Origin of the sequence: Porphyrobacter sp. CACIAM 03H1 (assembly GCF_002215495.1) — a bacterium.
GTDB lineage: Bacteria > Pseudomonadota > Alphaproteobacteria > Sphingomonadales > Sphingomonadaceae > Erythrobacter.
The window spans coordinates 439,380-465,758 of the sequence record NZ_CP021378.1; the positions used below are offsets into that span (position 1 = coordinate 439,380).

Consider the following 26,379-nt stretch of genomic DNA (forward strand, 5'->3'; position numbering starts at 1 on the left):
CCCATGCCGACCCGCCTGTTCCACATCAGCGATGTCCACTTCGGCGTCGAGGACCGCGCCGCGCTCGACAGCGTGGTCGCGGCGATCGCGGCCGAGCGCCCCGATGCGATCGTCTGCACCGGCGACCTGACGCAGCGCGCCAAGCATTCCGAATATGCCGCCGCGCGCGAATGGTTCGCCTCGCTCGGAGTGCCGGTGGTGCTCGAACCGGGCAATCACGACATGCCCTATTACAACCCGTGGGAGCGTTTCACCGATCCGTTCCGCCGCTTCGAGGCCCTGCGCGCGGCGGTGAGCGGCGGGTTCGAATCGCCCGATGTCGTGCTGGTCCCGCTGCGCACGACGGTGCGCGCGCAGACGCGCTTTCCATGGTCCGACGGCGTGGTGAAGCCTGCCGCGCTGCGCCAGACCGTGGATGCGATCGCGGCGCTCAAGGCGGCCGGCGATCCGCGCACGATCATCGTCATCGCGCACCACCCGCTGCTCGGCGACGAGGGCAAGCCCGGCAATCCCACCATCGGCGGCGATGCCGCCTTCGCACAGATCGCTGCGGCGGGGGCCGATGCGGTGATCTCGGGCCATGTGCATGTCCCCTTCGACCAGCTGCGCACCAGCGGCGGGCACGCGATGCGGATGATCGGCACGGGGACGCTCTCCACCCGCCTCAGGCACGAGGCTCCGGCGAGCTGGCGGGTGATCGACTGTGCGCCCGGCGGGGTGATCGAAACCGCGCTACGCCTGACCGGGACGGGGGTGCTTCCGGTAACCTGACGGGGGCGGGACTTAACCCTTTCTCTATCGCCGGGATTAAGGTTTTGTTGGTGATATCGCCACGGGGCGCGGACCCGGGAAGGCGTGCCGACAGGGGTTTTCCTCCCGCCCCGTTCAACCGGCCGGCCGCCCGCAGGCGGCCGATCATCGTGGGGACATGGCAATGGACTTGATCAAGGCCCTGACGTTCGGCGCGATCCTTTCCGCCGCGGTCGCGCTGGTGATCGGCTCGCAGGGGACCAGCGCGGGACCGCTGGCAATCCGCCTCGTCGATGTGGTCGATGTCCGGTTCTACTGGTCATGGCCTGTGTTCTTCTCGGGCACCGGTCTCTCCTTCGGGATGCTGCTCCTGCAACGCTGAGCTCCTGCGGCGTTGCCCAACAAGAAGGGCGGCTCCCTTGCGGGGGCCGCCCTCGATGTTTCCGGGTACCGGAACCGGAGAAACTTAGCGCTTCGAGAACTGGAAGCTGCGGCGGGCCTTGGCCTTGCCGTACTTCTTGCGCTCGACCACGCGGCTGTCGCGGGTGAGGAAGCCCTCAGCCTTCACCGCGCTGCGCAGCTCGGGCTCGTACTTGCTGAGCGCCTGGGCGATGCCGTGCTTCACGGCGCCCGCCTGACCCGACAGGCCGCCGCCGCGCACGGTGCAGACGACGTCGTACTGACCGGTGCGGTCGGTCACGGTGAAGGGCTGGTTGATCACCAGACGCAGGGTCGGACGCGCGAAGTAGGTTTCCTGGTCGCGGCCGTTGATGGTGATCTTGCCGGTGCCCGGCTTGACCCACACGCGGGCGACCGCGTCCTTGCGGCGGCCGGTGGCGTAGGCGCGGCCCTGGGCGTCGATCTCGCGCTCGCGCAGCGGCGCGGCGACACGGGCGATTTCGGCAGCGTCGCCCTGGGGCACGCCGGCGGCGATGTCCTTCAGATCGGCGAGATCCGAGACGGTCGTGGTTTCGTCAGCCATTATGCGGCCACCTTGTTCTTGCGGTTCATGGAAGCGACGTCGAGCACCTGCGGCTGCTGGCCGTTATGGGGATGCTCGGTGCCGGCATAGAGGTGCAGCGCCTTCATCTGCTGACGGCCGAGGGGGCCGCGCGGGATCATGCGCTCGACGGCCTTCTCGAGCACGCGCTCGGGGAAACGCCCTCCCAGCACCTTGGCCGGGGTGGTTTCCTTGATGCCACCCGGGTGGCCGGTGTGCTTGTAATAGACCTTGTCGCCCATCTTGTTGCCGGTGAACTTCACCTTCTCGACGTTGATGACGATCACGTGATCGCCGCAGTCGACGTGCGGGGTGTAGCTCGGCTTGTGCTTGCCGCGCAGGATGTTGGCGACGATCGCGGCGAGGCGGCCGACGACGAGGCCGTCGGCGTCGATGATGTGCCAGTTCTTTTCGACCTCGGCCGGTTTGATCGACCGGGTCTGCTTGCTGAGCGCCTTCATGGCATATGTCCTTGGTTCGAAACTGTGCTTCGCGGAAGATGTCCGGAAGAATCACCCGCCCCGTCCGTGGCCGGGGGAGCGAAGTGGAGCGCAAATGTCGTCAGGCAGGCGCGAAGTCAAGCAAAAGCGCCGTTTTCCGATACGGTAAAATAATACCGCTAGCGGGAAATGCTCCCCGCCAGCCAGGCGAAGGTGGCCGGATGTGCGGCATCGGCGTGCCAGCCGATGATCGCCGGGGTATCGTAGGGGTGGAGTTCGCCGAGGCGCTCGACCACGTCGTCGAGACGTTCGGCCGTCGTCTTGAAAAGCACCCCGACCTCGCTTCCGGTGGCGCGGGCGCCCTCCCAGACGAAGCGACTTTCGATGGCACCGAGGATGTTGGCGCAGGCGATCAGGCTGTCGTCGAGCAGCGCGTCGGCGGCGGCGCGGGCGCTTTCCACTTCCGGGAACGGGCACCAGACGAGCGCGGCGGTCATGCCGCAGCCCTGCGCGCTAGGCCGTCCGAATGCATCGCCCACACCGTCGCCGCCACGGTCAGTGCGCCGACCAGCTGGTGCGCGGCGGCGATCCAGAGGGAGACCTCGCTCATCACCGTGGCGATGCCGAGCAGCACCATCGTGCCGAAGGCCGAATGCACTGCAATGCTGGCTAAGCGGTCGGCCTTGCGCACGCGCCGCGCCAGCCACACCAGCGCCGCGACCGCGACCCACGCCCACCAGCGGTGCATGAACTGGATCAGGAAGGGGTCGTGCGTCAGCGTCCACAGCACCCCGCCCGACCAGTCCACCTGCGGCACCAGCCGCCCGTTCATCAGCGGCCAGTCATAGGCGGCATGTCCGGCATTGAGCCCCGCGACCCAGGCGCCGAGCAGCAGCTGGACGAACAGCACCCCGCCCGCCAGCGCCGCGCCCGCCGTCAGCGGCGCAGGCCGCGCGGCGGGGTTGCGGGCGAGCAGCCTGAGATCGCGCGCGGTCCAGACAAGGCCCGCCAGCAGGAACAGCGCGGTCAGCAGATGGGCCGCGAGGCGGAAATGGCTCACGTCGGTGAGATCGGTCTCGCCCACGCCAGAGGACACCATGTACCACCCCAGCGCGCCCTGCCCGCAGATCAGCGCGAACATCGCGGCCAGCCGCCAGCCGTAGCCTGCGGGAATCGCACGACGCACCGCGAAGACGATCAGCGGGAGAAGGAAGGCCAGCCCGATCACCCGCCCGAGGATGCGGTGGAACCACTCCCAGAAGAAGATGAACTTGAACGCGGCAAGGTCCATTCCCGCCGGGCCGCTCTCGATGCGGTACTCGGCGGTGAGGCGATATTTGGCGAACTCGGCCTGCCATGCCGCCTCGCTGAGCGGGGGAAGGATGCCGCTGACGACGTTCCACTCGGTGATCGAAAGCCCGCTTTCGGTCAGGCGGGTGATCCCGCCGACGAGGACGATGAGCACCACCAGCCCCGCCACGATCTCGAGCCAGCGTGCGACCGCGAGAGGTCGGGCGCGGCTGCCGGGCGCGGGCCGGAACAGGTTCGACACGGAGGCGGAGGTGGCCATGACGGCCCGCTCTTTGTCCGCCCGCCGTCCGCTGCGCAAGTCCGTTTGCCGCAAACCGCCGTGCCACTGGTGCAAGTCCGCCTTGCACAATGTAACAACATTACATATGTGCGGAGGCAACATGACCCCCGATGCCCTGCCCCCCGCGAGTCGGAGCTCGCTGCGCCGCCGACTCGACACGCTCGGGATCGCGCTTGCGGGGCTGTGCGCGCTGCACTGCCTGGCGACGCTGCTGCTGATCTCCGCACTCGGCTTCGGCGGGCACTTCCTGTTCGACGAGAACATCCACCGCATCGGTCTCGCGCTGGCCTTCGGGGTGGCGGCGGTGGCGATCGGCTGGGGCCTGCTGCGCCATGGACGCAAGCGGCCTTTCGTGCTCGCCTTTGCCGGAATGCTGCTGATGGGGGGTGCGCTGCTTGTGCCGCACGGCACCAACGAGTTCCTGCTGACCCTTGTCGGGGTGGCGCTGGTCGGGCTCGGGCACCTTCTGAACCTGCGCGCGGCGCACTGAGGCGCTCCCCCTCAAACTCGTGGTTGCACGCCGCCTGCGAGGGCCTATGTCACCGCGCATGACCAAGAGCATCACCCTGAACGGCGCCCCCCACCGCTCGGCGGCCGCCACCATCGCCGATCTGGTGCGCGAGCTGGAGCTTGCGCCGGAGAAGGTCGCGGTCGAGCGCAATGGCGAGATCGTGCCCCGCTCGACGCTGGCCAATGCGCCGCTGGCCGAGGGCGACAGGCTGGAGATCGTGCACTTCGTGGGCGGGGGCGACCATGCGGGCGAGGACACCTGGACCGTCGCGGGCCGCACCTTCCGCTCGCGGCTGATCGTCGGCACAGGCAAGTACAAGAGCTTCGAGCAGAACGCCGCCGCCGTTGCGGCTTCGGGCGCGGAGATCGTCACCGTCGCGGTGCGGCGGGTCAACGTCTCCGATCCCAAGGCGCCGATGCTGACCGATTTCATCGACCCGAAGAAAATCACCTACCTCCCCAACACCGCGGGCTGCTTCACCGGCGAGGAAGCGGTCCGCACCCTCAGGCTGGCGCGTGAGGCGGGGGGCTGGGACCTCGTCAAGCTCGAGGTGCTGGGCGAGGCGCGCACGCTCTATCCCGATATGCGCGAAACGCTGAAGGCGACCGAGGTACTGGCCAAGGAAGGATTTCTTCCGATGGTCTACTGCGCCGACGATCCGATTGCGGCGAAGCAGCTCGAGGATGCGGGCGCGGTCGCGATCATGCCGCTGGGGGCGCCGATCGGCTCGGGCCTCGGCATCCAGAACCGGGTGACGATCCGCCTGATCGTCGAGGGAGCCAAGGTGCCGGTGCTGGTCGATGCCGGCGTCGGCACGGCCTCGGACGCTGCGGTCGGCATGGAACTGGGCTGCGACGGCATCCTGATGAACACCGCCATCGCCGAAGCGAAGGACCCGATCCGCATGGCCCGCGCGATGAAGCTGGCGGTCGAGGCCGGGCGCGAAGCCTATCTTGCCGGGCGCATGGCGCGGCGGATGTATGCCGATCCCTCATCGCCGCTCGCCGGCCTGATCTAGGGTTAAAACCACATAACCCTAAATTAACCATGCTCTGCGACGTTCTCCCTGTCCGAAGGAGACGCGCCATGATGATGCCGATTGCCGAGATGCGGGAATTCGCCGGGTTCGCACCCTGCGAGCAGCGTTACATCAAGCGCAGCCTCGACATCGGCCTTGCCCGCACCGACGCCTTCCGGCGCTGGGGCCGCAGCGAGGCCGAGAACATCGCGATCCGCCGCCAATATGTCGCCTATCAGGACTTGAAGGCCCTGCGCGGCCTGATCCCCGACGAGGGCACGCCCTTCGAGGTCGAACGCTTCCTCGGCAAGCTGGTGCGCCTCGCCGCTTTCGATCTCGAACAGGAACGGCTGGCGAGCTTCTCGGCCTTCCGCTTCCTTTACGAACGCCTGCTCGGCGCGCGGGTGCGGCCCTGGCTTCCGGCCGCTTTCTGCGCCGCGAGCGCCCTGCCCCTGATCCGGCCCGAGCGCCGCAAGCTGCTGCTCCAGTCGCTCAGCGAAGCCGCTGCCACCGCCCCCGGCTGGTCCGAGCGCGAGCCGGTGTTCCTCCCCGAATATGTGGACGACTTCGAAGCGGCCTGACCGGAGCATCGCGCAGAAAAGTGGGAACCGGTTTTCTGCGCGATGCGACACCAAAGACGTGGTAACGGGGAGCTATGGAGCCCTCCCCCTACCACCCCCCCGTCAAACGCTCGCTTGCAATTGCGGGCCACCAGACCTCGATCAGCCTCGAACCGCTGTTCTGGGAGATGCTGAAAGCCGCCGCCGCGCGCGAGGGGCTGGCAGTTGCAGCCTTGGTGGCGCGCATCGATGCCGAACGGATCAAGTCCCCGACGCCCCCCGGGCTGGCGAGCGCCATCAGGGTATGGCTGGTCACAAACGCCTGATTTTCGTCATTGCGAGGCCGAAGGCCGCGGCAATCCATGAACCCGTCGTCAGCGGCAAGCGCAGGCAATGGATTGCTTCGCTGCGCCCGCAATGACGAGGGATGGCCCTAGTCGTCCACCCGCTCGATGTCCGCACCGACCAGCTGAAGCTTTTCCTCCAGCCGCTCATAGCCGCGGTCGAGGTGGTAGAGGCGGCGAACCGTGGTCTCGCCCTCCGCCGCAAGGCCTGCGATCACGAGGCTCATCGAGGCGCGCAGGTCCGTCGCCATCACCTCGGCACCGGTCAGACGGTTCACGCCCCTCACGATCGCGGTGCGCCCCTCGGTGGTGATGTCCGCGCCCATGCGCGCGAGTTCCGGCACGTGCATGAAGCGGTTCTCGAAGATCGTCTCCTTGAGCACGCTTGCGCCTTCCGCCTTGCACAGCAGCGCCATCAGCTGCGCCTGCATGTCGGTGGCGAGGCCCGGATAGGGCGCGGTTGTGAGGTTGGTCGCCTTCAGCGCGCCGTTCGCCTTGACCGTGACGCTCTTGGCGTCCCACTCGACATGGACCCCGATCGCCTGGAGCGCGTGGATGGTCGCCATCATGTCCTCGGCCTTGGCGCCCTCGAGCCGCACCTCGCCGCCGGTGATCGCCGCCGCGCAGGCATAGGAGCCCGCCTCGATCCGGTCGGGCATCACGCGGTAGGTCGCGCCGTGCAGGCGCTTGACCCCGTGGATGGTGAGGTTCGACCGGCCGATCCCCTCGATCTCCGCCCCCATCGCCACCAGCAGGTTGCACAGGTCGACGATTTCCGGCTCGCGCGCGGCGTTGAAGAGGCGGCTGGTGCCGTTCGCCAGCACCGCCGCCATCAGCGCGTTCTCGGTCGCGCCGACCGACACCACGGGGAAGTCGAAATCCCCGCCCGGCATCCCGCCATCGGGCTGATAGGCCTTCACGTAGCCCGCCGCGAGCTCGATCTTCGCGCCGAAGGCTTCGAGCGCCTTCAGGTGCAGGTCGATCGGACGGTTGCCGATCGCGCAGCCGCCGGGCATCGACACGGTCGCCTCGCCCGCGCGCGCCAGCATCGGCCCGAGAACGAGGATCGAGGCACGCATCTTCCTCACGAGGTCATAGGGCGCGACGGTGGAGGTGATCCGCGTCGCCTCCATGCTCATCACCCGCCCGAAATCCTCGGGGCGCGTGCCCTGGATCACGGTGGTGACGCCGAACTGGTTCATCAGGTGCTGGAACCCGTCGATATCCGCGAGCCGCGGCAGGTTGCGCAGCGTCAGCGGTTCCTCGGTCAGCAGAGCGCAGGGAATGAGCGTCAGCGCCGCATTCTTCGCACCGGAAATCGGGATCGTGCCCTTGAGGCGGTTGCCGCCCTTGATGATCAGCTTGTCCATCGCGCCAGCCTTAGCGAAAAGCGCCCTTCGTGCAACTCGCTCCCGCCGCCCGGCTTGCGCGATGACGAACAATCATTGACCTGCGTTATGGCGCAGGGCACGGGAGACCGCGACGGGCGCAAGAACTTTCGCGAATTCATCAGCTCAAGGTGCCAGATGCCTCCCAAGCCGATCCGTAAAGCCGTCTTCCCCGTCGCCGGTCTCGGCACGCGCTTCCTTCCCGCGACCAAGGTCGTGCCCAAGGAGCTGCTTCCCGTGGTCGATCGCCCGCTGATCCAGTACGCCGTCGACGAGGCGCGCGAGGCCGGAATCGAGCAGATGATCTTTGTCACCGGGCGCGGCAAGACCGGGATCGTCGAGCATTTCGACATCGCCTTCGAGCTCGAGCAGACCATGTCCGAGCGCGGCAAGGATCTTTCCGTGCTCGATTGCGCGAGAGCAACCCCGGGGGACGTGATCGCGGTGCGCCAGCAGGTGCCGCTCGGCCTCGGCCACGCGATCTGGTGTGCCCGCGCGATCGTGGGTGACGATCCCTTCGCGATCTTCCTCCCCGACGAGCTGATGGTCGCGCGCGAGGGCGGCACCGGCTGCATGAAGCAGATGGTCGAAGCCTACGAACAGGTCGGCGGCAACCTCATCTCGGTGCTGGAAGTGCCGATGGAGCAGGTCTCGTCCTACGGCGTGATCGACCCGGGCGAGGCCAAGGGCGCGCTCACCGAGGTGCGCGGGCTGGTCGAGAAGCCGCCGGTGGCCGAGGCACCCTCGAACAAGATCGTCTCGGGCCGCTACATCCTGCAGCCCGAGGTCATGCGCGTGCTCGAGAACCAGGGCAAGGGTGCAGGCGGCGAGATCCAGCTGACCGACGCGATGGCGAAGATGATCGGCACCCAGCCGTTCCACGCCGTCACCTTCGACGGCAATCGTTACGACTGCGGCAGCAAGGTCGGCTTCGTCGAGGCGACGCTGGCGATCGCGCTCCAGCGCCCCGACATGGGCGCCGAAGTGCGCGCGATCGCGATGGATCTGCTGAAGTAGGCGGCGAGGGGCAGCACCGCCGCCCCTCGCACGATGTCCTCCTACTCTGCCGCCTCTCCGGTCGGCGCATCATCCGCGTCGTTGTCGCGGGCGATCGCCTTCGGGGCTGCGGCTTTGGTGGGGGCAGGTGAGGGAGCCGCCTCGCCCTCGGCTTCGGCGGCGGATTTGACCAGACCCGACAGCGAGGAGCCGTCGAGCCCCAACTCCTTCATCAGCCCGTCGAGCACCGGTGCCTGCGCACGGTAGGCCAGCGCCGCGGCGACGGCATCGCTGGCGAGATTGCCCGAACCGCCGCCCGAACCATTGCCTGCCCCGCCGCCGTCGTTGGCCGCGCGTCCGCCATTGGTGAGCCCGTCGACCTGCACGATCTTGATCGAATCGATCGCCTCCATCGGCTTGGCGCTCTCGCGGATGACCTCGGGCAGCACCTTGAGCAGCGCCAGCTTGGTCTGGAGCGAGATCTGCTCCATCGAGAGGATGTTCGCCGCCTCGTTGATCGCGCGTTGGCCCGCCGCCTCGACCTCGAAGCGCACCCGGGCGGCCTCGGCGCGCAGCTTCTCGGCCTCGGCCTCGCCCTGGGCTTCGAAGCGGATCGCCTCGGCCCGGTTGGTGGCGGCGTCCTTTTCCGCCTCGGCCTGCACCTTGACCCCGATCGCGTCGCGCTCGGCCTGCTTGGCGGCCTCGATCAGCTCGATGGTCTTCTGACGCTCGGCGATCTCGCGCTCGCGCGCGGTGGCGACGCGTTCCTCGGCCTCGACCGCCTTGGCGCGGGCTTCATCGGCCTCGGCCTTGGCCTGGCTTTCCTCGCGGCTCTTGTTCTGCACGGCGATCTGCTGTTCCTGCCGCGCGATCTCGAGCGCGCGCTGCTGGATGATGCGCGCTTCCTCGACGAGCCGGTCGGCCTCGATCTGCTGGGCATCCACCTGCTTCTTGGCCTCGATCCGGGCGATCTCGGCCTCGCGGTTGCGTTCGGCCTGCTCGCGGGCGATTTCCGCCGCCTGCGCCGCGCGCCGCACCTCGACCTCGCGCTCCTGTTCGAGCCGGGCGTATTCCTGGTCGCGGCTGATCTCGAAGCTGCGCTTGCTGGCTTCGAGGTTCTTGCTCTCGATCTGGACGCGGGTTTCCTGCTCGATGTCGTTGCGCAGCTTCTTGCGCGCCTCGATCTGCTCGGTGAGCTTGGTGAGGCCCTCGGCGTCGAAGGCGTTGTTGGCGTTGAAGTGTTCGATCGAGGTCTGGTCGAGGCCGGTGAGCGACACGGATTCCAGCTCGAGACCGTTCATGGCGAGGTCGTTCGAGGAGACCTGCTGCACCTTCTGCACGAAATCCGCGCGCTGTTCGTGCAGCTCGTTCATGGTCATGCCCGCCGCCACGGAGCGCAGCGCGTCGACGAACTTGCCCTCGACGAGGTCCTTCAGCAGCTCGGGCTGCATCGTGCGCTGGCCGAGGGTCTGGGCAGCCATGGCGATGGCCGCGGCATCGGGGCGGACGCGGACGTAGAATTCCGCCTTCACGTCGATCCGCAGCCGGTCCAATGTGATCAGCGCCTCGGCATCGCGCCGCACGACGCTGAGGACGAGAGTGTTCATGTTCACCGGCATCGCCTCGTGGAACACCGGGAAGACCAGCGCGCCGCCGTTCATCACCACCTTCTCGCCGCCGAAGCCGGTGCGCACGAAGGCGGTCTCCTTGGTCGCGCGGCGATAGAGCCGGATCAGGAACACGAAGAAGACGATGAAGAACAGCACGGCGCTGACGCCGATCACGCCGTAAGTGACGAGATCGCCGGTGGAGGAGGCGAGATCGCCGGTCGGGACCAGCTCCCCGTTCGAGGTTGTCGTCGGCAAAGACATGTGCGTTCCCCTTTAAGACTCGAGCCCGAGCAGCGGGCTTTCGTATTGCACGCCGAAGAAGGTCTCCCCTTCCCGGCGCACCAGCAGGACGGTGTCGCCTGCATTGAATGCGAGTGCCTGGTCGTGCGGTTCGACCATGACGAAATGCGCCTGTCCGTGGCGGTCGATCACCTTGGCGCGGGCGGGCGATCCGGCGCGCGCCGTGCCGATCTGGATCTCGGCGTCGCGCCGCACCAGCTCGTCGAGCGCGATTGCGGTGGTCTCGTCGCGCGGCATGATCGCGCCGATCTGGCGCATGGCGATGCTGTTGAGCGGCAGGGCGGCAGCGCCTGCCGCCAGCGTCGCCCATCCGGTGGAGAGCGGGGCGCCCAGCAAGCCTGCGATCCACGCCTGTCCGATCAGGCCGACGCCCCCGAAGATGAGCAGCAGGCTGGCGAGCCAGATCAGGAGCGGTACCCGTCCGAGCCCGAGCAGCGCCGTCAGCGCCTCGCCGAAGCCGCCCGCCTCGAGCCCGCCGCCCGCATCGACATCCCCCGCGCCGTCGAACACGTCGCCGAGCCCCGTGACCTGAACAAGCGCGATCAGCGCCAGAGCGCCAAGCGCGATCACGAAGGGCAGGTTGTGGCCAGCGAGCAGGCTCACGCTGCGCCGGCCCCGGCTGCAAGGCGAACGGAAAATCCCATGCTCGGAAAGCTAGGACAAACGGGGGCAAATCCCTAGCGGAATCGGACGGGTGATGTCCGATTTTTCCCGCCTTTTCAGGCCGGCGTCACCTTGAGCGGCAAGGTCTTCAACCCGCCCACGAATGTGCTGCTGGCGCGCTTGGCCTCGCCCGCCGGTTCGACCGCCGCCACCCGGTCGAGGATCGCCTCGAACAGGATCTTCATCTCGAGCCTTGCGAGGTGCAGCCCGAGGCATTGGTGCGCGCCCGCGCCGAAGGCGAGGTGGCGGTTGGGCGAACGGGCGGCGTCGAAGCGGCGCGGGTTGGGGAACTGCGCGGGGTCGTGGTTGGCGGCGACGTAGTTGATCATCAGCCAGTCGCCCGCCTTGATCTGCTGCCCGCCGATCTCGCAGTCCTCCGCCGCCGTGCGCATGAAGTGCTGGACGGGGCTGGTCCAGCGGATCGCTTCCTCGACAATGCCGGGAAGCAGCGAGCGGTCGGCGCGCACGCGGGCGTATTGTTCGGGATCGTTCGCCAGCGCCTGCATCGCGCCCGCCGTGCTGGCGCTCGTGGTGTCGTGCCCCGCGGTGGCGACGATGATGTAATAGCCCGCCATGTCGCGCGGCGGGAGCGGCTGGCCGTCGACGGTGGCGTTGGCGATGACGCTGGCGACATCGTCGGTCGGGTTGCGGCGGCGATCCTCGGCGAGCGCGGCGAAATAATCCTCGAAGGTCTTCACCGCCCCCGCGACGATCTGCACCACCTGTTCGGGCGTCATCTTGTCCATGCCGCTGCCCGACAGGTCCTTGTCCTGCCCGCCGAACAGCTGCTGGGTGAGCATCTGCATCCGGAATTCGTCCTCGGGCGGCACCCCGAGGATCTGCATGACGACGCGCAAGGGGTAGGGGCCGGAGACCTCCTTGACGAAGTCCACCTCCCCGCCCTGCTCCAGCATCCGGTCGACCGTGCGGGCGGCGAGCGCGCGCAGTTCATCCTCGAGGCGGGCGAGGCTCCTCGGCATGAACCATTCCTGGGTCAGCTTGCGATACTTGGGGTGGATCGGCGCGTCGAACACCACCAGCGAATCGACCAGCATGTTCGAGCCGGTGGCGGCGCGGCTGAACTCGATCGCCTGGTTGAAGCTGAACACCACTGGGCGCGGGTTGTTGAGGAAGGCGGCGTTGTCCTTCGAGATGCGCATCACGTCGTCATAGGCGGTGACGAGCCAGAAGGGCTCGAACAGCCCGGGCGTGTCGGGCTGGACCTTTGCGACCGGGGTGCTCGCCCGGATCGCGTCGAAGGTGTCGAGCAGCCCGTCCCACTCGGCATAGGCGTGCGGGTCGATGACCTTGCGGGCCAGATCGCCCGGCAGCACCGCCTCGCGGCTCACTCCGCGGGTTCCTTGGCCTTGGCCGCGTATTCGTCGCGCAGCTCGCGCTTGTAGAGCTTGCCGTTGGCCTCGCGCGGCAGATCGGGGCGGAAGTCGAACAGCTTGGGCATCTTGATCTTGGAGAGGCTCGGCGCGAGGAACTCGCGCAGTTCCGCCTCCAGCGTCGGCCCGGCCTGCGCCATGTCCTTGGGCTGGACCACCGCGACGACCTTCTCGCCCAGATCCGGACACGGCGCGCCGATTACGGCGGCGTCCATCACCTTGGGGTGGGTGACGAGCAGGTTCTCGATCTCCTGCGGGTAGATGTTGACCCCGCCGCTGATGATCATGTGGCTCTTGCGGTCGGTGAGGTAGAGGAACCCGTCGGCGTCGAGATGCCCGATGTCGCCAAGTGTCATCCAGCCCTTGGGGTGCATCGCCTCGCGGGTCTTGGCGGGATCGTTGTGATAGGTCGGCAGGAGGGCATTCTCGAAATAGATCAGCCCGTCCTCGCCCGGCCCGACCTCCTCGCCGTCCGGCCCGCAGATGTGGAGCGTGCCGTAGATCGCCCGCCCGACGCTGCCCGGGTGGGTGAGCCAGTCGGCGGAGCGGATCATCGTCATCCCGATGCTCTCGCTGCCGGCGTAATACTCGTTCACGATCGGCCCCCACCATTCGATCATCTCGCGCTTGATCGGCACCGGGCAGGGCGCGGCGGCGTGCAGGGCGCGCTGGTGGCTGGAGAGGTCGTATTTCGTGCGCACCGCCGGATCGAGCTTGAGGAAGCGCACGAAATGGGTCGGCACCCACTGGCTGTCGGTGACCTTGTAGGTTTCGATCGCCTTCAGCGCCTCCTCGGGATCGAACTTCTCCATCATCACCACCGTGCCGCCGAGCCGGTGGACGACCGAGCACCAGCCGATCGGCGCGGCGTGGTAGAGCGGGGCGGGGGAGAGATAGATCATCGAACCGTCGGTCGGCATCCCGGCGCCCATCACCGCAAGGCCGACGAGCGGGACGGCGGCCTGGGGATCGGGGTCGGCAGGCGGGGCGGGACGGATGCCCTTGGGCCGGCCCGTGGTGCCCGAGGAATAGAGCATCACCATCCCGGCGCTCTGGTCGGGGATCGGGCTGGAGGGCTGCGCGGCGAGGGCGGCGGCGAAATCCTCGGCGTCGCCCGAGTCCATCACCAGCACCGCAAGGCCCGGGCACTCGGCACGGATCGCGTCCAGCATCCCGGTGAAATATCCGCTGGTAATCAGCAGCTTCGCCTCGGCGTCGCGGATGATGTAGGCGGCCTCGGGCGCGGTCAGACGCGAGGAGATCGGCACCAGCATGGTCCCTGCGCGCTGCGATCCCCAGATCAGGGTGAAGTACTCGATGCGGTTTTCCAGCAGCACCGCGAAGGCATCGCCCGCCGCGATCCCGTGGGCGCGCAGGAGATGGGCGAAGCGGTTCGATTCCGCTTCCATCTCGCCGTAGGTGATCTGCTGGCCCGAGCCGGTCATGATGACCGCCGGGTGATCGGGCCGGGTCGCGGCGTGCGCGATCGGGTGCATCGACATGATTTCTCTCCCAAGCGGCAGCACCCACGGGGGGCTGCCGACATTCTCTCTCTGGAGAGAAAATCTAGCGGGCGCGGGAACGCTCGCAAGCGAAAAGAGTATGGGAATTGCTACCCATCGGCGGCAACGACCTGCAGATGACCCTGCAACGACCTCGCGATGCATCCGCAACGCGAGGCGGGATGGCGTGCACAAGAAAAAAGGCGGCGGGATAACCCGCCGCCCATGTTCGGACACCCTCTCCAATGTCCGGCCCGTTTACACGGGCAATCTCGTGAAGCTTACTCGCCGCCCTGGCCGGTGAGACGAGCGTCGCGGGCGTAGGCCAGCTGTGCTTCGCTCTCCACCATATACGGAATCGGATTGACTGCAAGACCCTCGACGCGAACTTCGTAATGAAGGTGCGGGCCGGTCGAACGGCCGGTCGAGCCGACATAGCCGATCAGGTCGCCTTTCTTGACGCTGTCCCCTTCCGCGACCGCAAGGCGCGAGAGGTGGGCGTAGCGGGTCTGCATCGAGGCGCCATGCTCGACGCTGATGTAGAGGCCGTAGCTCGAATACCAGTCGGCGCGGCTGACGATGCCGTCGGCGGTGGCATAGACCGGGGTGCCGGTCGGCGCAGCGAGATCGATCCCGGCGTGCTGGCGGCGGCCGCCGAGCACCGGATGGTTGCGCATCCCGAAGCCGCTGGTGAGCTGCGCCCCTTCGAGCGGCATCCGCGACGGAATCGAAACGCCCGTCACGGGGACGGGCGAGGAATAGGCGGTGACGGTTTCGCCGGTGCCGGCGGTCGGCGCGGTGCGCTCGATCGCGGTCCAGCTGGCGAAGAGCGACTTGAAGCGGGCATCGCCGTTGTCGACCACGTCGCCCTGCGCTTCGCGGACCGGCGCGACGACATCGGCGCTGGTGGCGGCGTTGGCGGAATTGGCGGTGTTGGCGAAGGCCGGCGCAGCGGCTGAAACCAGAATGGCGGAGCAGGCTGCGGCAGCCAGCTTCAGCACTTGGCGCAAGGCAATCTTCATAACTGACCCGGTCCCGATTGCGGCGCCATGCTTGGTCCGGCGCCGTAGGAATGTTCCGGCACGTCTGATGCGCGCCTTGGCTGGAGAGTGGTTATCCGGGTGAGTCGTTAATAGGCAATCGTCGCGTAGAAACCGCGCGACAAACCGGCAGCAAGACGCGCCGAGTCGTTGAACGGTGGCTTAACCTGCCCCCGAAAGTGCCGTTTTACGAGGTCCTGCCACAGGGATTCGGGTTCCATCTGCGCCATTTCGGCACAGCGCAAAAAGTGCTTTGTGCCTGCCGCGACGTGGCGGATTTCGTCGTCAAGTATCCGTTCGAGAATTTTCGCGCCGCCCGCGTCCCCTGTTGCGCGAACCCGTTCGAGTGTCGCCGGCGTGACGTCGAGCCCGCGCGCCTCGAGCACCATCGGCACCACCGCCAGCCGTGCGGCGACATCGTCGCGGGTGGCATGGGCCGCTTCCCACAACCCGGCATGGGCGGGCAGCGCACCGTAATGGCTGCCCAGCTGCGCGAGCTTCCGCGCCAGCAGCGCGAAGTGCATCGCCTCGTCGGCGGCAACGGCGAGGAAATCGCCGACGAATTCCTCGCCCATGTCGGCGCCGAATCGACCCGCCATGTCGAGCGCGAGGTCGATGGCGACGAATTCGATATGGGCGAGGGAATGCCACAGCGCGATTCGCGCCCGCTCGCTCCCGCCCTTCCCGCGCTTGGGCATGCGATTCGGCGGGAGCAGTTCGGGGGTATCCGGCCAGGCGGGCCGGTCGGGCATGGCGACGTCGAACGCCCAAGCCAGCCTGCCCGTGCGCCACGCCCGCGCCACTTCGCGGGTGGCGAAGCACTTGGCACGCGGCTCGGGCGTGAGCAGCGCGGCGCGGATGGCGCGGGCGACGGTGGTCATGCGGGAATCAGAGGGCCCTGGCGGCCGCCAGCACTTCCTCGGCGTGGCCCGCGACCTTCACCTTGTCCCAGATGCGCGCGATCTTGCCTTGTGCGTCCACCAGATAGGTCGCGCGGACCATGCCCATGTAGGTCTTGCCGTACATCTGCTTTTCCGCCCACACGCCGAGCGCGTCGGAAAGGCCGCCCTCCTCGGCATCACTCGCGAGCGGCGCGGTGAGGCCGTGCTTGGCGATGAACTTGGCGTGCTTCTTGGCCGGGTCCTTGCTGACGCCGAGCAGCTTCGTCCCCGCCGCCTCGAACTGGTCCTTCAGCGCGGAGAAATCCTTGTTCTCGGTGGTGCAGCCCGGGGTGTCGTCCTTGGGATAGAAGAAGATCACCAGCTTCGATCCCGCGAAGTCCGACGGCTTCACGCTGCCGCCCTCGGGGGTTTCCATCGCGATATCGGGAATGGCGTCGCCGACGCCGGGGAAGTTGCTCATGCGGGGTTCTCCTGTTCGCTTGCGAGAATGTCCGTGCCGAAGATTTGTTTCCACACTTCGGCGACCCTGAGGCGCGCACGTGCGAAGGCCTCCTCGAGATCGGCATAGGAATCGCACCCGCAGGCCCGCGCCAGCGCGCGCGCACCTGACGGCGGGGGTTCGCGCCCGTCGGGAGCGAGCAGGCGTCCGGCAACCAGCATCCGGCTCATCAGCGCATGGGGTCCGGCAAGGTCGGCCGGCAGCAGCCCCGCCGCCGCGAGGCCTGCGAGGGCCTGTTCGAGATCGGGCGAAAGCGCCTGCGCACAGGTTTCGGCCAGGGGGCGGCCATCGGCGGTCTCGCCCTTCAACTGCAGGTAGTGGACGAGGAACTCGATATCGACGAGGCCCCCGCGCGTCAGCTTCGCGTCCACCGGGCCGCCGGGCTGCTTGTGCTTCGCCATCTCGGCGCGCATTCCCAGCACCGCCTCGCGCAGCGCCACCATGTCGCGCGGGGCATGGAGCACCTCGGCGAGCACCGCCTCGAGCTCGGCCCGCGCGGCGTCGGAGCCATAGAGCACCCGCGCGCGGGCGAGTGCCATGTGCTCCCACGTCCATGCCGCCTCGCGCTGGTACTTGCCGAAAGCCTCGCAGCTCACCGCCAGCGGGCCCTGGTTGCCCTGCGGGCGCAGCCTTGTGTCGACCTCGTAGAGCGCGCCCTGCGCGGTCGGCACCGAAAGCGCCGCACTGACCCGGCTGGCGAGGCGGTTGTAGTAGATCGTCCCGCCAAGCGGGCGCGGCCCGTCGGACTGGGCGGAAAAGTCGCCGGTGAAGAGGTAGACGATGTCGAGGTCCGAGGCGTGGGTCAGCGCCCCGCCGCCCAGCCGTCCGAGGCCGAGGATCAGCAGCTCGCTCCCGGGAATGCGCCCGTGCTTGATCCCGAACTCCACGACGGTTCCCGATGTCGCCAGCCGCAGCGCCGCCTCGGCGGTGCGCGACAGGGCGCGGGCGATGGCGAGCGGATCGGCCAGCCCCTCGATCAGCTGGATGCCGAGCGCGAAGCGGATCTCGCCCGTCACCACCCGGATCGCGTCGAGCAGCGCCTCGTAATCGTCGCGCACCGCCGCGCCCTTCATGCGCGCCATGATCGCGGGCACCTCGCCCGGCAGTTCGAGCGCGTCCTTGTCGATCAGGGTGTCGAGCAGTTCCGGCTTCCGCGCCAGCTCGTCCGACAGGACGGGCGCGAGGGTGAGGGCGGCGACCAGCCGGCGGGTGAGATCGGGTCGCGCGTCGAGCAGGCGGAAGGTGGTGATCGCGGACGGCACGCTCTCGATGATCCGCTCCCAGCGGGTGATCGCGCGCATCGGATCGTCGCTTTTCGCGATGGCTTCGAGCAGGGCGGGGGCGAGCCGGTCCCAGGCCTCCACCGCTTGGGGGGATCGGATCGCGGCGTGGCGTCCGTCGCGCCAGGTCTCGATCCGCTCGGCGAGGGTGTCCGGCTCGGGGAAGCCCCATTCGGCGAGATTGTGCGCCAGCGCGCTGACCGGCATCGCGACGGGGGCCGGCGCGGGGTCGCTGCGGCCGATCAGCTCCTCGTAGATGCGCCCCGTGCGCGCGGTGAGTTCGGTCAGCTCGGCGACCAGCGCCGCGCCGTCCGCCAGCCCGTCGAGCCGCGCGACATTGTCCAGCGCCTCCCCCTCGGGCAGGGCATGGGTCTGGCGGTCGTTCACCATCTGCAAGCGGTGCTCGATCTGGCGCAGGCGGTCGTAGGCCTCGCCCAGCGTGACCGCGTTCTCCGGAGCGATCCACCCCGCGCGGGCCAGCGCATCGAGCGCGGCGCGGGTGCCGCGCACGCGCAGCGAGGCGTCGCGCCCGCCGTGGATCAGCTGGTGCGTCTGGGCGTAGAACTCGATCTCGCGGATCCCGCCGCGCCCGCGCTTGACGTCGAAGCCGGGCCCGGGGGCGGGCGGGCCTTCGTGGCTGTGGCGGATGCGGTGGGTGAGGGCGCGGATCTCCTCGATCGCGCCGAAATCGAGCTGGCCGCGCCAAACGAAGGGGCGGATCTCGTCGAGGAAGGCCTCGCCCGCCGCGATGTCGCCCGCCGCCGCGCGGGCGCGGGTGAAGGCGGCACGCTCCCACGCCAGCGCCGCGCCCTGGTAATGGGTGAGCGCCGCGCCCACCGGCACGGCGAGCGGGCTGACCTCGCTCGCGGGCCTGAGGCGCAGGTCGACGCGCAGGGCATAGCCCTCGGGCGTATTGGCCGAGAGCAGCGCGACCACGCGGCGCGCGTATCGTTGCGCCGCCTCGCCCGGATCGTCGCTGGCGCGGCGCGGCAGGCGGGCGCGGTCGAACAGCAGGATCGGGTCGATGTCGGAGGAATAGTTGAGCTCGCCCGCCCCCTGCTTGCCGAGCGCGAGGGCGATGAAGCCCTCCGCAGAGTCGGCATCGCAGCGTTCGGCGATGGCGGTGCGGATCGCGCGGTCGAGGGCGCGATCGGCGAAGGCGGTGAGTTCGCCCACCACCTGCGCCAGCGGGAAGGCGCCCGCGAGATCGCCCACCGCCAGCGCGGCGGCGAGCGCCAGCCGCTCGCGGCGCAGCGCGACCTCGGCGTCGGGTTCCTCGCCCTGCGCCCGCGCCCATGCGAGCGCCCGGGAGCCGTCCCCCGCCGCCAGCAGCGCGGCCAGTTCCGGCTGGCGGTCGAGCGCGCGCGCGAGGAAGGGCGCGTGGGCGCGGGCGCGGGCAAGCGCGCTTTCCCAATCAGGCCGGTTCTCTCCCATCGCCCGCCTCTCTGGCCGCGCCGCCGCCGCGCTGCAAGAGCGGTGTGCTTGCGCCACCCGCGAGGCTCTGCAACAGGGGGCGCGGATGGATGAGAGGAATCTGGCTATGACGATCCGGCAATTCGCAATCGGCACCCTGCTCGCCGGCGCGCTCGCGCTGGGGGCGTGCGAGGGCCTGCCCGTGCCCGGCGGCGCGGGCGCGGCGCTCGACATTCCCGAGGTGGAACCCGGCCAGCTTTCCGAAGCGACGATGAAGGACGTCACCCGCATCCTCTCGAGCGATGCCTTCGAGGGCCGCGCCCCCGGCACGCCGGGCGAGGAAAAGACCATCGCGCTGATGATCGAACGCTTCAAGGCGGCTGGTCTGCAGCCGGGCAACGGGGAGTCCTGGGTGCAGGAAGTCCCGCTGGTCGAGATTACCGGCAAGGACTACGCCCCGCTGACGATCACCGGCAAGGGTGCCCCGCTCTCCTTCGATTTCCGCAAGGACTGGGTCGGCGTCACCTACCGCGAGGAAGCCGCGACCAGCCTTTCCGACAGCGAGCTCGTCTTCGTCGGCTACGGCATCAACGCCCCCGAGAAGGGCTGGAACGACTACGCGGGCCTCGACGTCAAGGGCAAGACGGTGGTGATCCTCGTCAACGACCCGGACTGGCAGACGCAGAACCTCGAGGGGCCGTTCAACGGCAAGGCGATGACCTATTACGGGCGCTGGACCTACAAGTATGAAGAAGCCGCAAGGCAGGGCGCGGCGGGGGCGCTGATCGTCCACCAGACCGCGCCGGCCGCCTATGGCTGGAACGTCGTGGAAAGCTCGTGGACCGGCCCGCAGGCCTACGCCCAGCGGGGCGAGAACGCGCCGCCGCTCACTCAGATGAACGGCTGGCTGACCGAGGATGCCGCGCGCAAGCTGCTCAAGTCGGCGGGGCAGGATCTCGATGCATTGACCAAGGCGGCGCAGGCCAAGGGCTTCAAAGCGGTGCCGCTGGGCATGAAGCTTTCCACCCGTTTCGCCAGCGATGTGCGCAGCTTCACCTCGCACAACATCATCGGCATCCTGCCGGGCAGCGAGAAGCCGGACGAATACGTGCTCCACACCGCACACTGGGATCACCTCGGCCGCTGCTCGCCCGCCCCTGACGGCGATGACATCTGCAACGGCGCGGTCGACAACGCCACCGGCACCGCCGCGCTGGTCGCGCTGGCCGAGGCCCACGCCAAGGCCGGACCGGCGCGCCGCAGCCTCGTGTTCCTCGCGGTGACGGCGGAGGAATCCGGCCTGCTCGGCGCGACCTATTATGCCCAGAACCCGGTCTACCCGCTGGCGCAGACCGTGGGCGGGGTGAACATGGACGCCTTTCAGGTCGCCGGCCCTGCCCGCGACGTGACAGCGGTCGGCCTCGGCAAGTCGCAGCTCGACATCTTCCTCGAAACCGCTCTCAAGGCGGACGGCCGCACCGTGACCCCCGACCCCAAGCCCGAGAACGGCTACTACTACCGCTCCGACCACTTCGCCTTCGCCAAGCTCGGCGTGCCGATGCTCTATATCGACGGCGGTGAGGACCTGATCGAAGGCGGGCGCGAGGCCGGGGCCAGGGTCGCGGCGGACTACACCGAGAACCGCTATCACGGTCCCAAGGACGAATTCGACGAGGCGTGGGACTGGTCCGGCGTGATGGCCGACCTGCAACTCTACTACCGCCTGGGGCGGATGATGGCGATGAGCACCAGCTGGCCGACCTGGAACGAGGGCGACGAGTTCCGGGCGATCCGCGAGGAAAGCTGCAAGGCCAGCGACAAGGGCTGCTGATCCCCCCATGACCATGATCATGCCCCCCGAATGGGCGCCGCAGGACTGGATCTGGATCGGCTTTCCGCACCTCGCCGAGGAGTGGCCGGGCTGGCTTGAACCCGCGCAGGTCCAGATGGCGGCCTTCGCCTCCGCCGTGGCGGAAAGCGGGCAGGAGGTGCGGCTGCTGGTCCGGGACGAAGCCAATGCGGCCCGCGCACGCGCACTGGTCAGCGGCAAGGTCACGCTCGAGTCCCGCGTCTATGGCGACGTGTGGCTGCGCGACACCGGGCCGCTGGTGGTGTCGGACGGGCAGCAGCGCATCGCCCGCCGCTTCGGCTTCAACGGCTGGGGCGGCAAATACCTGATGCCGGGTGACATGGAGATCGGCGCGGAAATCGCGCGCGATGCGGGGCTGGCGGTGACCACCACGCCGATGATTCTCGAAGGCGGGGCGGTCGACGGGGACGGCACCGGGCTGGTGGCGACCACCGAGGAATGCCTGCTCAACCCCAACCGCAACCCGCACCTCTCGCGCGCCGAGATCGAGGCGGAGCTGGCCGCGCAGCTCGGCTTCACCCGGGTGCTGTGGCTGGGCGATGGCCTCATCAACGACCACACCGACGGCCATGTCGACAACCTCGCGCGCTTTGTCGGCCCGAACCGGCTGGTGGTGCCTGAAGCCACTGGCAATGACGATCCCAACGCCGCGATCTATGCCGATGCCGCCGCGCGGGCCGAGGCCTTCGGGGTCGAGGTGGTGCGCATCCCCTCGCCCGGCCGGATCGAGCGCGACGGGCGGGTGGAACCGGCGAGCTACGTCAACTTCGCGATCACCTCGCATCTCGTTGTGGTGCCGACCTTCGGCTCGCCCCACGACGCGGAAGGGGTCGCCGCGATCGCCGCGCTTTTCCCGGACCGCGACACCATCGGCTTGCCGGGAGAGGCGGTGCTGGCGGGCGGTGGGGGCTTCCACTGCGCGAGCCAGCAGATGCCTGCCCTGCCTGCATGAGCGGGTTAACGCTTCGTTAGGACATTGGCGCGAGACTGCGCCTCATGACCCGCGCCCAAGCTCTCGCCCTGCCGCTCGCCGCCGCCAGCCGCCTCGATGCGGTTGATCTCGCCCGCCAGGCGATCGTGCTCGGTTGTGCCTTCGCGCTGATCCTCGCGGGGACCGCCCTCCCTTTCTGACAACGCTTTTCTGACATCCTGCGCGTAACCGGACGCCGGTAGAACGCGAAAGCATCCTCGACACCGCCATGCGAGGATGCAGTCCATGACCGTCAGCCGCCCCCTGTTCGCCATGCTCGGCCTTGTCGCCGTGCTCGGAGCCGCAACGCTCGGCCTGTCGCAGGGCACTCCCGCCGCGCTCGTGACCCGAACGCCCGCCCTCGCCGCGAAGGACGCGCCGGTGCTGCTCGAACTGTTCACCAGCCAGGGCTGTTCCTCCTGCCCGCCTGCCGATGCGCTGGCGGAGAAGCTGGCGACCGACCCCTCCCTCGTCGTGATCGCCCGCCCGGTGACCTACTGGGACCGGCTGGGGTGGAAGGACACGCTGGCCCGCGAGGAGAACACCGCGCTCCAGCAGGCCTATGCCCGCCGCGGGCTGGCCGGGCAGAACGGGGTCTATACCCCGCAGCTGGTGGTCGACGGGCGCTTCGGCACGGTCGGCTCGCGCGCCGAGGCGGTGAGCGCCGGGATCGCGCGGCACGGCGCGGGCGGCGATGCCGCGATCCGCGTCGCGCCGCAGGGGGCGGGCGGCTATGCCGTGAGCCTCTCGGGGAGCGCTACGGGCGAGGCCGAGCTGGTGCTGCTCGCGGTGACCCGAACGGTCGCGGTCGGGATCGGCCGCGGCGAGAACGGCGGGCGCAAGGTCGTCTATACCAACGTCCTGCGCGCCGAGCGCAAGATCGCCGACTGGCAGGGCGGCAAGCGCGATGTCGCGCTGGCGGCGGATGCGCTCAAGGTCCCGGGCGCGGACCGCTATGCCCTCGTGCTGCGCCAGCCCGGCGGCGGCACGGTGCTTGCCGCGCGCTGGGTGGCCTAGACGAGGCGGATCAGCGCGGCGAGCGCCGCTCCGCCGAGCACCAGCCCGACGCTCGCGCGCCACAGCGGATCGCTCACCCGCCCCGAGACCCGCGCGCCCAACCGGTTTCCGGCGATGATGAAGGGCAGGATCAGCACCGCGAAGAGCAGCAGCTGCCAGCGCAGCACCCCGAGCCACAGCGCGCTTGCCAGACCGGCGGATGCGGCGATGGTGAAGATCAGCTGCATCGAGGCCTTGGCGGTGCTGCGCGGCAGATCGCGCCCGGCGTAATAGGGCACGACCGGCGGCCCCGGCATCCCGGCATAGCCCGTCATCAGCCCGCTCAGCACGCCCACCGCGCCGGTCACGCCCCGCCCCGGCTGGGCGTTCCCGCGGCGGGGTAGCAGGATGGCGATGAAGGCGCTGAGCGCGATCAGCGCGATCACCAGCCGCGCCACGTCCCTGCCGGTCAGCGAAAGGGCGAGCATCCCCAGCGGCGTCGCCGCCAGGACCAGCGCGCCGATCACCCAAACGCTGCGCTCGGCATCGCGCACGAGGCTGCGGATCTCGGTCGCCCCGATCATCAGCGAGAGCGCGTTGGTCAGCACCACCGCCTCGATCGGGGGCAGCGCGAGCGCCAGCACCGGCACCAGCAGGATCGCCATGCCGAAGCCGGTGAGCCCCCGCACGAAGGCCGAGCCGAGCGCCGCCGCGAGCGCGACGCCCACTTGCAGCGCGGTGAAACCTCCGAGGATTGCCATGGCGGCGGCTAGGCGCCTTGCCTCAGATGCACGAGCGGGTAGGGGCGCCCCTGCGCGTCGCGCTCGCTGCGTCCGGTCTCGATGAACCCGTGCGCGAGGTAGAAGGGCAGGGCGTTGTCTGCCTGAAGGTTGGCATCGACCTCCAGCGGTTCGCCCGCCGCTTCCCGCGCATGGCGCAGCAGCGCGGAGCCGACGCCGCGCCCGTGGCTCTCCGCCGCGACGAACAGCGCCTCGACCTTGGCCCCGTCGCGGATCAGGAAGCCGCAGGGGGTGCCATCCTCGGTGCAGGCGAGGACCATCGGTGCCTCGGGCAGGAAAGCCGCGACCTCGGCCTCGATGGCCGCGCGGTCCTCCGGCGCGAGGAACCCGTGGGTGGCATCCACCGCTGAACGCCATATGGCGAGCGCGGCATCGGCATCGGCGGGGGTCGCCGGACGCAGCATCATCCGCGCAGGTCGGGCGGCGTGCCCTCGCTGCGCAGCATCGCGATCGCTTCGGCGAGCGGCATCACCTTCTGGTGCTCGGCGCCCAGCGTGCGGACCGCGACGGTGCCTTCCTCGGCCTCGCGCTTGCCGACGACCAGCAGGTGCGGGACCTTGGCGAGCGAGTGCTCGCGCACCTTGTAGTTGATCTTCTCGTTGCGGGTGTCGGTCTCGACCCGGATGCCCGCCGCGCGCAGCTGGGCGGCGACGTCCTCGGCATAGGGATCGGCGTCCGACACGATGGTCGCCACCACCGCCTGCACCGGCGCGAGCCAAGCGGGGAGTTTCCCTGCGAAGTGCTCGATCAGGATGCCGATGAAGCGTTCGTAGCTCCCGAAGATCGCGCGGTGGAGCATCACCGGGCGGTGCTTTTCGCCATCCTCGCCGATGTAATGCGCGTCCAGACGCTCGGGCAGCACGCGGTCGGACTGGATCGTGCCGACCTGCCAGGTGCGCCCGATCGCGTCGGTGAGGTGCCATTCGAGCTTGGGCGCATAGAAGGCGCCTTCGCCGGGGAGTTCCTCCCATTCGAGGCCGTTGGCGGTGAGCGCGTCGCGCAGTTCCTGCTCGGCCTTGTCCCAGTCCGCGTCCGAACCGAAACGCTTCTCGGGGCGCAGGGCGAGCTTGATGTCGTAGGTGAAGCCGAAGTCGCGGTAGACGCTGTCCGCCAGCGCGATGAAGGCCTGCACTTCGGAGACCACCTGCCCCTCGGTGCAGAAGATATGCGCATCGTCCTGCGTGAACTGGCGCACCCGCATCAGACCGTGGAGCGCGCCGTGGGGTTCGTTGCGGTGACAGCAGCCCATCTCGCCGAGGCGGATGGGGAGGTCGCGGTAGGAGGTGATCCCCTGCTTGAACACCATGACATGCGCCGGGCAGTTCATCGGCTTGATCGCCATCCACGCGGCATCGTCGGCCACCTTGGGCGAGGCGACGCCGGACTCCTCGTCCACATCGGGCACGATGTCGGGTACCGCGAACATGTTCTGCGCATACTTGCCCCAGTGGCCGGACTGGGTCCACTGGCGCACGTCCATCAGCTGCGGGGTCTTGATCTCGCGGTAGCCGCCGCCGTCCATCTTGCGGCGCATGTAGCTCTCGAGCTCGCGCCAGATGCGATAGCCCTTGGGGTGCCAGAAGACGCTCCCGTGGGCTTCTTCCTGCAAGTGGAACAGGTCCATCTCGCGCCCGAGCTTGCGGTGGTCGCGCTTGGCGGCTTCCTCGAGCCGGGTGAGGTGCGCCTGCAGCTGCTTCTTGTTGAGCCAGCCGGTGCCGTAGATGCGCGTCAGCTGCGCATTGTTCTGGTCGCCGCGCCAGTATGCCCCGGCGACGCGCATCAGCTTGAAGGCGTCGGGGTCGAGCTTGCCGGTGCTCGGCAGATGGGGCCCGCGGCACATATCGAGCCAGTCCTCGCCCGACCAATAGACGGTGAGTTCCTCGCCCTCAGGCAGTTCCTTGGCCCATTCGGCCTTGAACACCTCGCCCTCGGCCGACCACTTGGCGATCAGGTCCTCGCGGCTCCACACCTCGCGGCGCAGCGGCTTGTCGGCGCGGATGATGCGGCGCATCTCCTCCTCGATCGCGGGGAGATCGTCCATGCCGAAGGGCTCGCGGCTCTCGGGCGCCTTCACGTCATAGTAGAAGCCATCGTCGGTCGCCGGGCCGAAGGTGATCTGCGTGCCGGGGAAGAGCGACTGCACCGCCTCGGCCAGAACGTGGGCGTAATCGTGGCGCGCGAGTTCGAGCGCATCGGCCTCGTCACGCGCGGTGACGAGCGCCAGTTCGGCATCACCCTCGAAGGGGCGGGCGAGGTCGCGCAGTTCGCCGTTCACCCGCGCCGCGAGCGCCGCCTTGGCGAGGCCCGGGCCGATCGCGGCGGCGACGTCCGCAGGGGTGCTCCCGGCGGGCATCTCGCGCACCGATCCGTCGGGGAGGCTGATCTTGAGCAATTCCGTCATCGTCGCAGGTCCGTCTCGTTTGGGCGCGCCCTGCCACAAGCAGGGCCGCACCGGAAGAGCGGTGTTGAACGCGTTGCCGGATCGAGGAGAACACCGCGCCGCCCCGATCCGGGCGGCGGGCTGCTTCGCTTAGCGCACAGCCCT

Annotated in this window: 27 protein-coding genes; 11 read left to right on the forward strand and 16 right to left on the reverse strand. The window is 68.9% G+C overall.

All coding sequences use genetic code 11. From position 1 onward, the window contains the following. Window positions 1–3 precede the first annotated feature (3 nt). Both CBR61_RS02170 and CBR61_RS02175 read left to right on the forward strand, forming a co-directional pair. Window positions 4–771, forward strand: a complete 768-nt coding sequence (locus CBR61_RS02170; protein ID WP_088912895.1) for a metallophosphoesterase family protein — start codon at window positions 4–6, stop codon at window positions 769–771. Window positions 772–934: 163 nt separating this feature from the next. Then, entirely contained in the window at window positions 935–1,132 is a 198-nt protein-coding gene (locus CBR61_RS02175) for a hypothetical protein (protein WP_233996813.1), read from the forward strand. A gap of 84 nt (window positions 1,133–1,216) precedes the next feature. On the opposite strand, the gene rpsI is transcribed toward CBR61_RS02175, so the two are convergent. The 4 genes from rpsI to CBR61_RS02195 form a co-directional block, all read right to left on the reverse strand. Then, window positions 1,217–1,732 (reverse strand): 30S ribosomal protein S9, encoded by a 516-nt coding sequence (gene rpsI / locus CBR61_RS02180; RefSeq protein WP_088912896.1) that lies wholly within the window; start codon window positions 1,730–1,732, stop codon window positions 1,217–1,219. Continuing rightward, entirely contained in the window at window positions 1,732–2,211 is a 480-nt protein-coding gene (gene rplM, locus CBR61_RS02185; RefSeq protein ID WP_088912897.1) for a 50S ribosomal protein L13, read from the reverse strand. The genes rpsI and rplM overlap by 1 nt, the downstream gene beginning before the upstream one ends. A 158-nt stretch (window positions 2,212–2,369) precedes the next feature. Further along, the gene (cutA, locus tag CBR61_RS02190) at window positions 2,370–2,687 is read right to left on the reverse strand and encodes a divalent-cation tolerance protein CutA (RefSeq protein ID WP_088912898.1); all 318 of its coding nucleotides are present in this window, start codon (window positions 2,685–2,687) and stop codon (window positions 2,370–2,372) included. Beyond that, window positions 2,684–3,760 carry a COX15/CtaA family protein gene (locus tag CBR61_RS02195; protein ID WP_088912899.1) on the reverse strand — a complete coding sequence of 359 codons (1,077 nt, stop codon included), beginning with the start codon at window positions 3,758–3,760 and terminating at the stop codon, window positions 2,684–2,686. The genes cutA and CBR61_RS02195 overlap by 4 nt, the downstream gene beginning before the upstream one ends. 121 nt (window positions 3,761–3,881) lie before the next feature. On the opposite strand from CBR61_RS02195, the gene CBR61_RS02200 reads away from it, so the two are divergent. The 4 genes from CBR61_RS02200 to CBR61_RS02215 all read left to right on the forward strand — a co-directional run bounded on the left by CBR61_RS02200 (window position 3,882) and on the right by CBR61_RS02215 (window position 6,196). Continuing rightward, on the forward strand, window positions 3,882–4,271 hold the full coding sequence (locus CBR61_RS02200) for a MerC domain-containing protein (RefSeq protein WP_088915405.1): 390 nt from the start codon (window positions 3,882–3,884) through the stop codon (window positions 4,269–4,271). Window positions 4,272–4,329: 58 nt separating this feature from the next. Beyond that, window positions 4,330–5,310, forward strand: a complete 981-nt coding sequence (gene thiS, locus CBR61_RS02205) for a sulfur carrier protein ThiS (protein WP_324616825.1) — start codon at window positions 4,330–4,332, stop codon at window positions 5,308–5,310. A gap of 68 nt (window positions 5,311–5,378) precedes the next feature. Further along, window positions 5,379–5,891, forward strand: a complete 513-nt coding sequence (locus CBR61_RS02210) for a hypothetical protein (protein ID WP_088912901.1) — start codon at window positions 5,379–5,381, stop codon at window positions 5,889–5,891. 74 nt (window positions 5,892–5,965) lie between these two features. Further along, the gene (locus tag CBR61_RS02215; protein ID WP_088912902.1) at window positions 5,966–6,196 is read left to right on the forward strand and encodes a ribbon-helix-helix domain-containing protein; all 231 of its coding nucleotides are present in this window, start codon (window positions 5,966–5,968) and stop codon (window positions 6,194–6,196) included. Between the two features lie 107 nt (window positions 6,197–6,303). Here CBR61_RS02215 and murA read toward each other — a convergent pair whose 3' ends face one another. Further along, a complete protein-coding gene (gene murA / locus CBR61_RS02220; RefSeq protein ID WP_088912903.1) occupies window positions 6,304–7,584 on the reverse strand; it encodes a UDP-N-acetylglucosamine 1-carboxyvinyltransferase in 1,281 nt (426 codons plus the stop codon). 156 nt (window positions 7,585–7,740) lie between these two features. On the opposite strand from murA, the gene CBR61_RS02225 reads away from it, so the two are divergent. Beyond that, entirely contained in the window at window positions 7,741–8,619 is an 879-nt protein-coding gene (locus tag CBR61_RS02225; protein WP_088915406.1) for a UTP--glucose-1-phosphate uridylyltransferase, read from the forward strand. A gap of 41 nt (window positions 8,620–8,660) precedes the next feature. Here CBR61_RS02225 and CBR61_RS02230 read toward each other — a convergent pair whose 3' ends face one another. The 8 genes from CBR61_RS02230 to glnE form a co-directional block, all read right to left on the reverse strand. Next, the gene (locus CBR61_RS02230) at window positions 8,661–10,469 is read right to left on the reverse strand and encodes a flotillin domain-containing protein (RefSeq protein WP_088912904.1); all 1,809 of its coding nucleotides are present in this window, start codon (window positions 10,467–10,469) and stop codon (window positions 8,661–8,663) included. Window positions 10,470–10,481: 12 nt separating this feature from the next. Next, window positions 10,482–11,111: an OB-fold-containig protein gene (locus CBR61_RS02235; RefSeq protein WP_088912905.1), complete on the reverse strand. Its 630-nt coding sequence runs from the start codon at window positions 11,109–11,111 to the stop codon at window positions 10,482–10,484. A gap of 116 nt (window positions 11,112–11,227) precedes the next feature. After that, window positions 11,228–12,520 carry a cytochrome P450 gene (locus CBR61_RS02240; protein WP_088912906.1) on the reverse strand — a complete coding sequence of 431 codons (1,293 nt, stop codon included), beginning with the start codon at window positions 12,518–12,520 and terminating at the stop codon, window positions 11,228–11,230. Further along, window positions 12,517–14,058, reverse strand: coding sequence for an acyl-CoA synthetase (locus CBR61_RS02245; RefSeq protein ID WP_172836000.1), 1,542 nt, complete (start codon window positions 14,056–14,058; stop codon window positions 12,517–12,519). The genes CBR61_RS02240 and CBR61_RS02245 overlap by 4 nt, the downstream gene beginning before the upstream one ends. Window positions 14,059–14,345: 287 nt before the next feature. Further along, on the reverse strand, window positions 14,346–15,086 hold the full coding sequence (locus tag CBR61_RS02250; RefSeq protein WP_088912908.1) for a M23 family metallopeptidase: 741 nt from the start codon (window positions 15,084–15,086) through the stop codon (window positions 14,346–14,348). A gap of 107 nt (window positions 15,087–15,193) precedes the next feature. Continuing rightward, the gene (locus CBR61_RS02255; protein ID WP_088912909.1) at window positions 15,194–15,985 is read right to left on the reverse strand and encodes a ferritin-like domain-containing protein; all 792 of its coding nucleotides are present in this window, start codon (window positions 15,983–15,985) and stop codon (window positions 15,194–15,196) included. 7 nt (window positions 15,986–15,992) lie between these two features. Continuing rightward, complete coding sequence (locus tag CBR61_RS02260; RefSeq protein ID WP_088912910.1) at window positions 15,993–16,466, reverse strand: peroxiredoxin; 474 nt, start codon at window positions 16,464–16,466, stop codon at window positions 15,993–15,995. Next, window positions 16,463–19,219 (reverse strand): bifunctional [glutamate--ammonia ligase]-adenylyl-L-tyrosine phosphorylase/[glutamate--ammonia-ligase] adenylyltransferase, encoded by a 2,757-nt coding sequence (gene glnE, locus CBR61_RS02265; RefSeq protein ID WP_088912911.1) that lies wholly within the window; start codon window positions 19,217–19,219, stop codon window positions 16,463–16,465. Before glnE ends, CBR61_RS02260 begins: the two co-directional genes overlap by 4 nt. A 106-nt stretch (window positions 19,220–19,325) precedes the next feature. On the opposite strand from glnE, the gene CBR61_RS02270 reads away from it, so the two are divergent. From CBR61_RS02270 to CBR61_RS02280, 4 genes are all read left to right on the forward strand, one after another. After that, window positions 19,326–21,029, forward strand: a complete 1,704-nt coding sequence (locus tag CBR61_RS02270; RefSeq protein WP_088915407.1) for a M28 family metallopeptidase — start codon at window positions 19,326–19,328, stop codon at window positions 21,027–21,029. A gap of 7 nt (window positions 21,030–21,036) precedes the next feature. Then, the gene (locus CBR61_RS02275) at window positions 21,037–22,020 is read left to right on the forward strand and encodes an agmatine deiminase family protein (protein WP_088912912.1); all 984 of its coding nucleotides are present in this window, start codon (window positions 21,037–21,039) and stop codon (window positions 22,018–22,020) included. A 44-nt stretch (window positions 22,021–22,064) separates the two neighbouring features. Further along, on the forward strand, window positions 22,065–22,199 hold the full coding sequence (locus CBR61_RS17200) for a hypothetical protein (RefSeq protein WP_267890704.1): 135 nt from the start codon (window positions 22,065–22,067) through the stop codon (window positions 22,197–22,199). Between the two features lie 85 nt (window positions 22,200–22,284). After that, on the forward strand, window positions 22,285–23,055 hold the full coding sequence (locus CBR61_RS02280) for a DUF1223 domain-containing protein (RefSeq protein WP_157696470.1): 771 nt from the start codon (window positions 22,285–22,287) through the stop codon (window positions 23,053–23,055). Here the strand turns inward: CBR61_RS02280 and CBR61_RS02285 are convergent. The 3 genes from CBR61_RS02285 to thrS are packed head-to-tail and all read right to left on the reverse strand — an operon-like array spanning window position 23,052 to window position 26,235. Next, window positions 23,052–23,795 (reverse strand): sulfite exporter TauE/SafE family protein, encoded by a 744-nt coding sequence (locus CBR61_RS02285; protein ID WP_088912914.1) that lies wholly within the window; start codon window positions 23,793–23,795, stop codon window positions 23,052–23,054. The two genes, CBR61_RS02280 and CBR61_RS02285, sit on opposite strands and share 4 nt — an antisense overlap. Before the next feature lie 8 nt (window positions 23,796–23,803). Continuing rightward, window positions 23,804–24,241, reverse strand: a complete 438-nt coding sequence (locus tag CBR61_RS02290; protein ID WP_088912915.1) for an acetyltransferase — start codon at window positions 24,239–24,241, stop codon at window positions 23,804–23,806. Then, window positions 24,238–26,235 carry a threonine--tRNA ligase gene (gene thrS / locus CBR61_RS02295; RefSeq protein WP_088912916.1) on the reverse strand — a complete coding sequence of 666 codons (1,998 nt, stop codon included), beginning with the start codon at window positions 26,233–26,235 and terminating at the stop codon, window positions 24,238–24,240. The genes CBR61_RS02290 and thrS overlap by 4 nt, the downstream gene beginning before the upstream one ends. Between the last annotated feature and the right edge of the window lie 144 nt (window positions 26,236–26,379).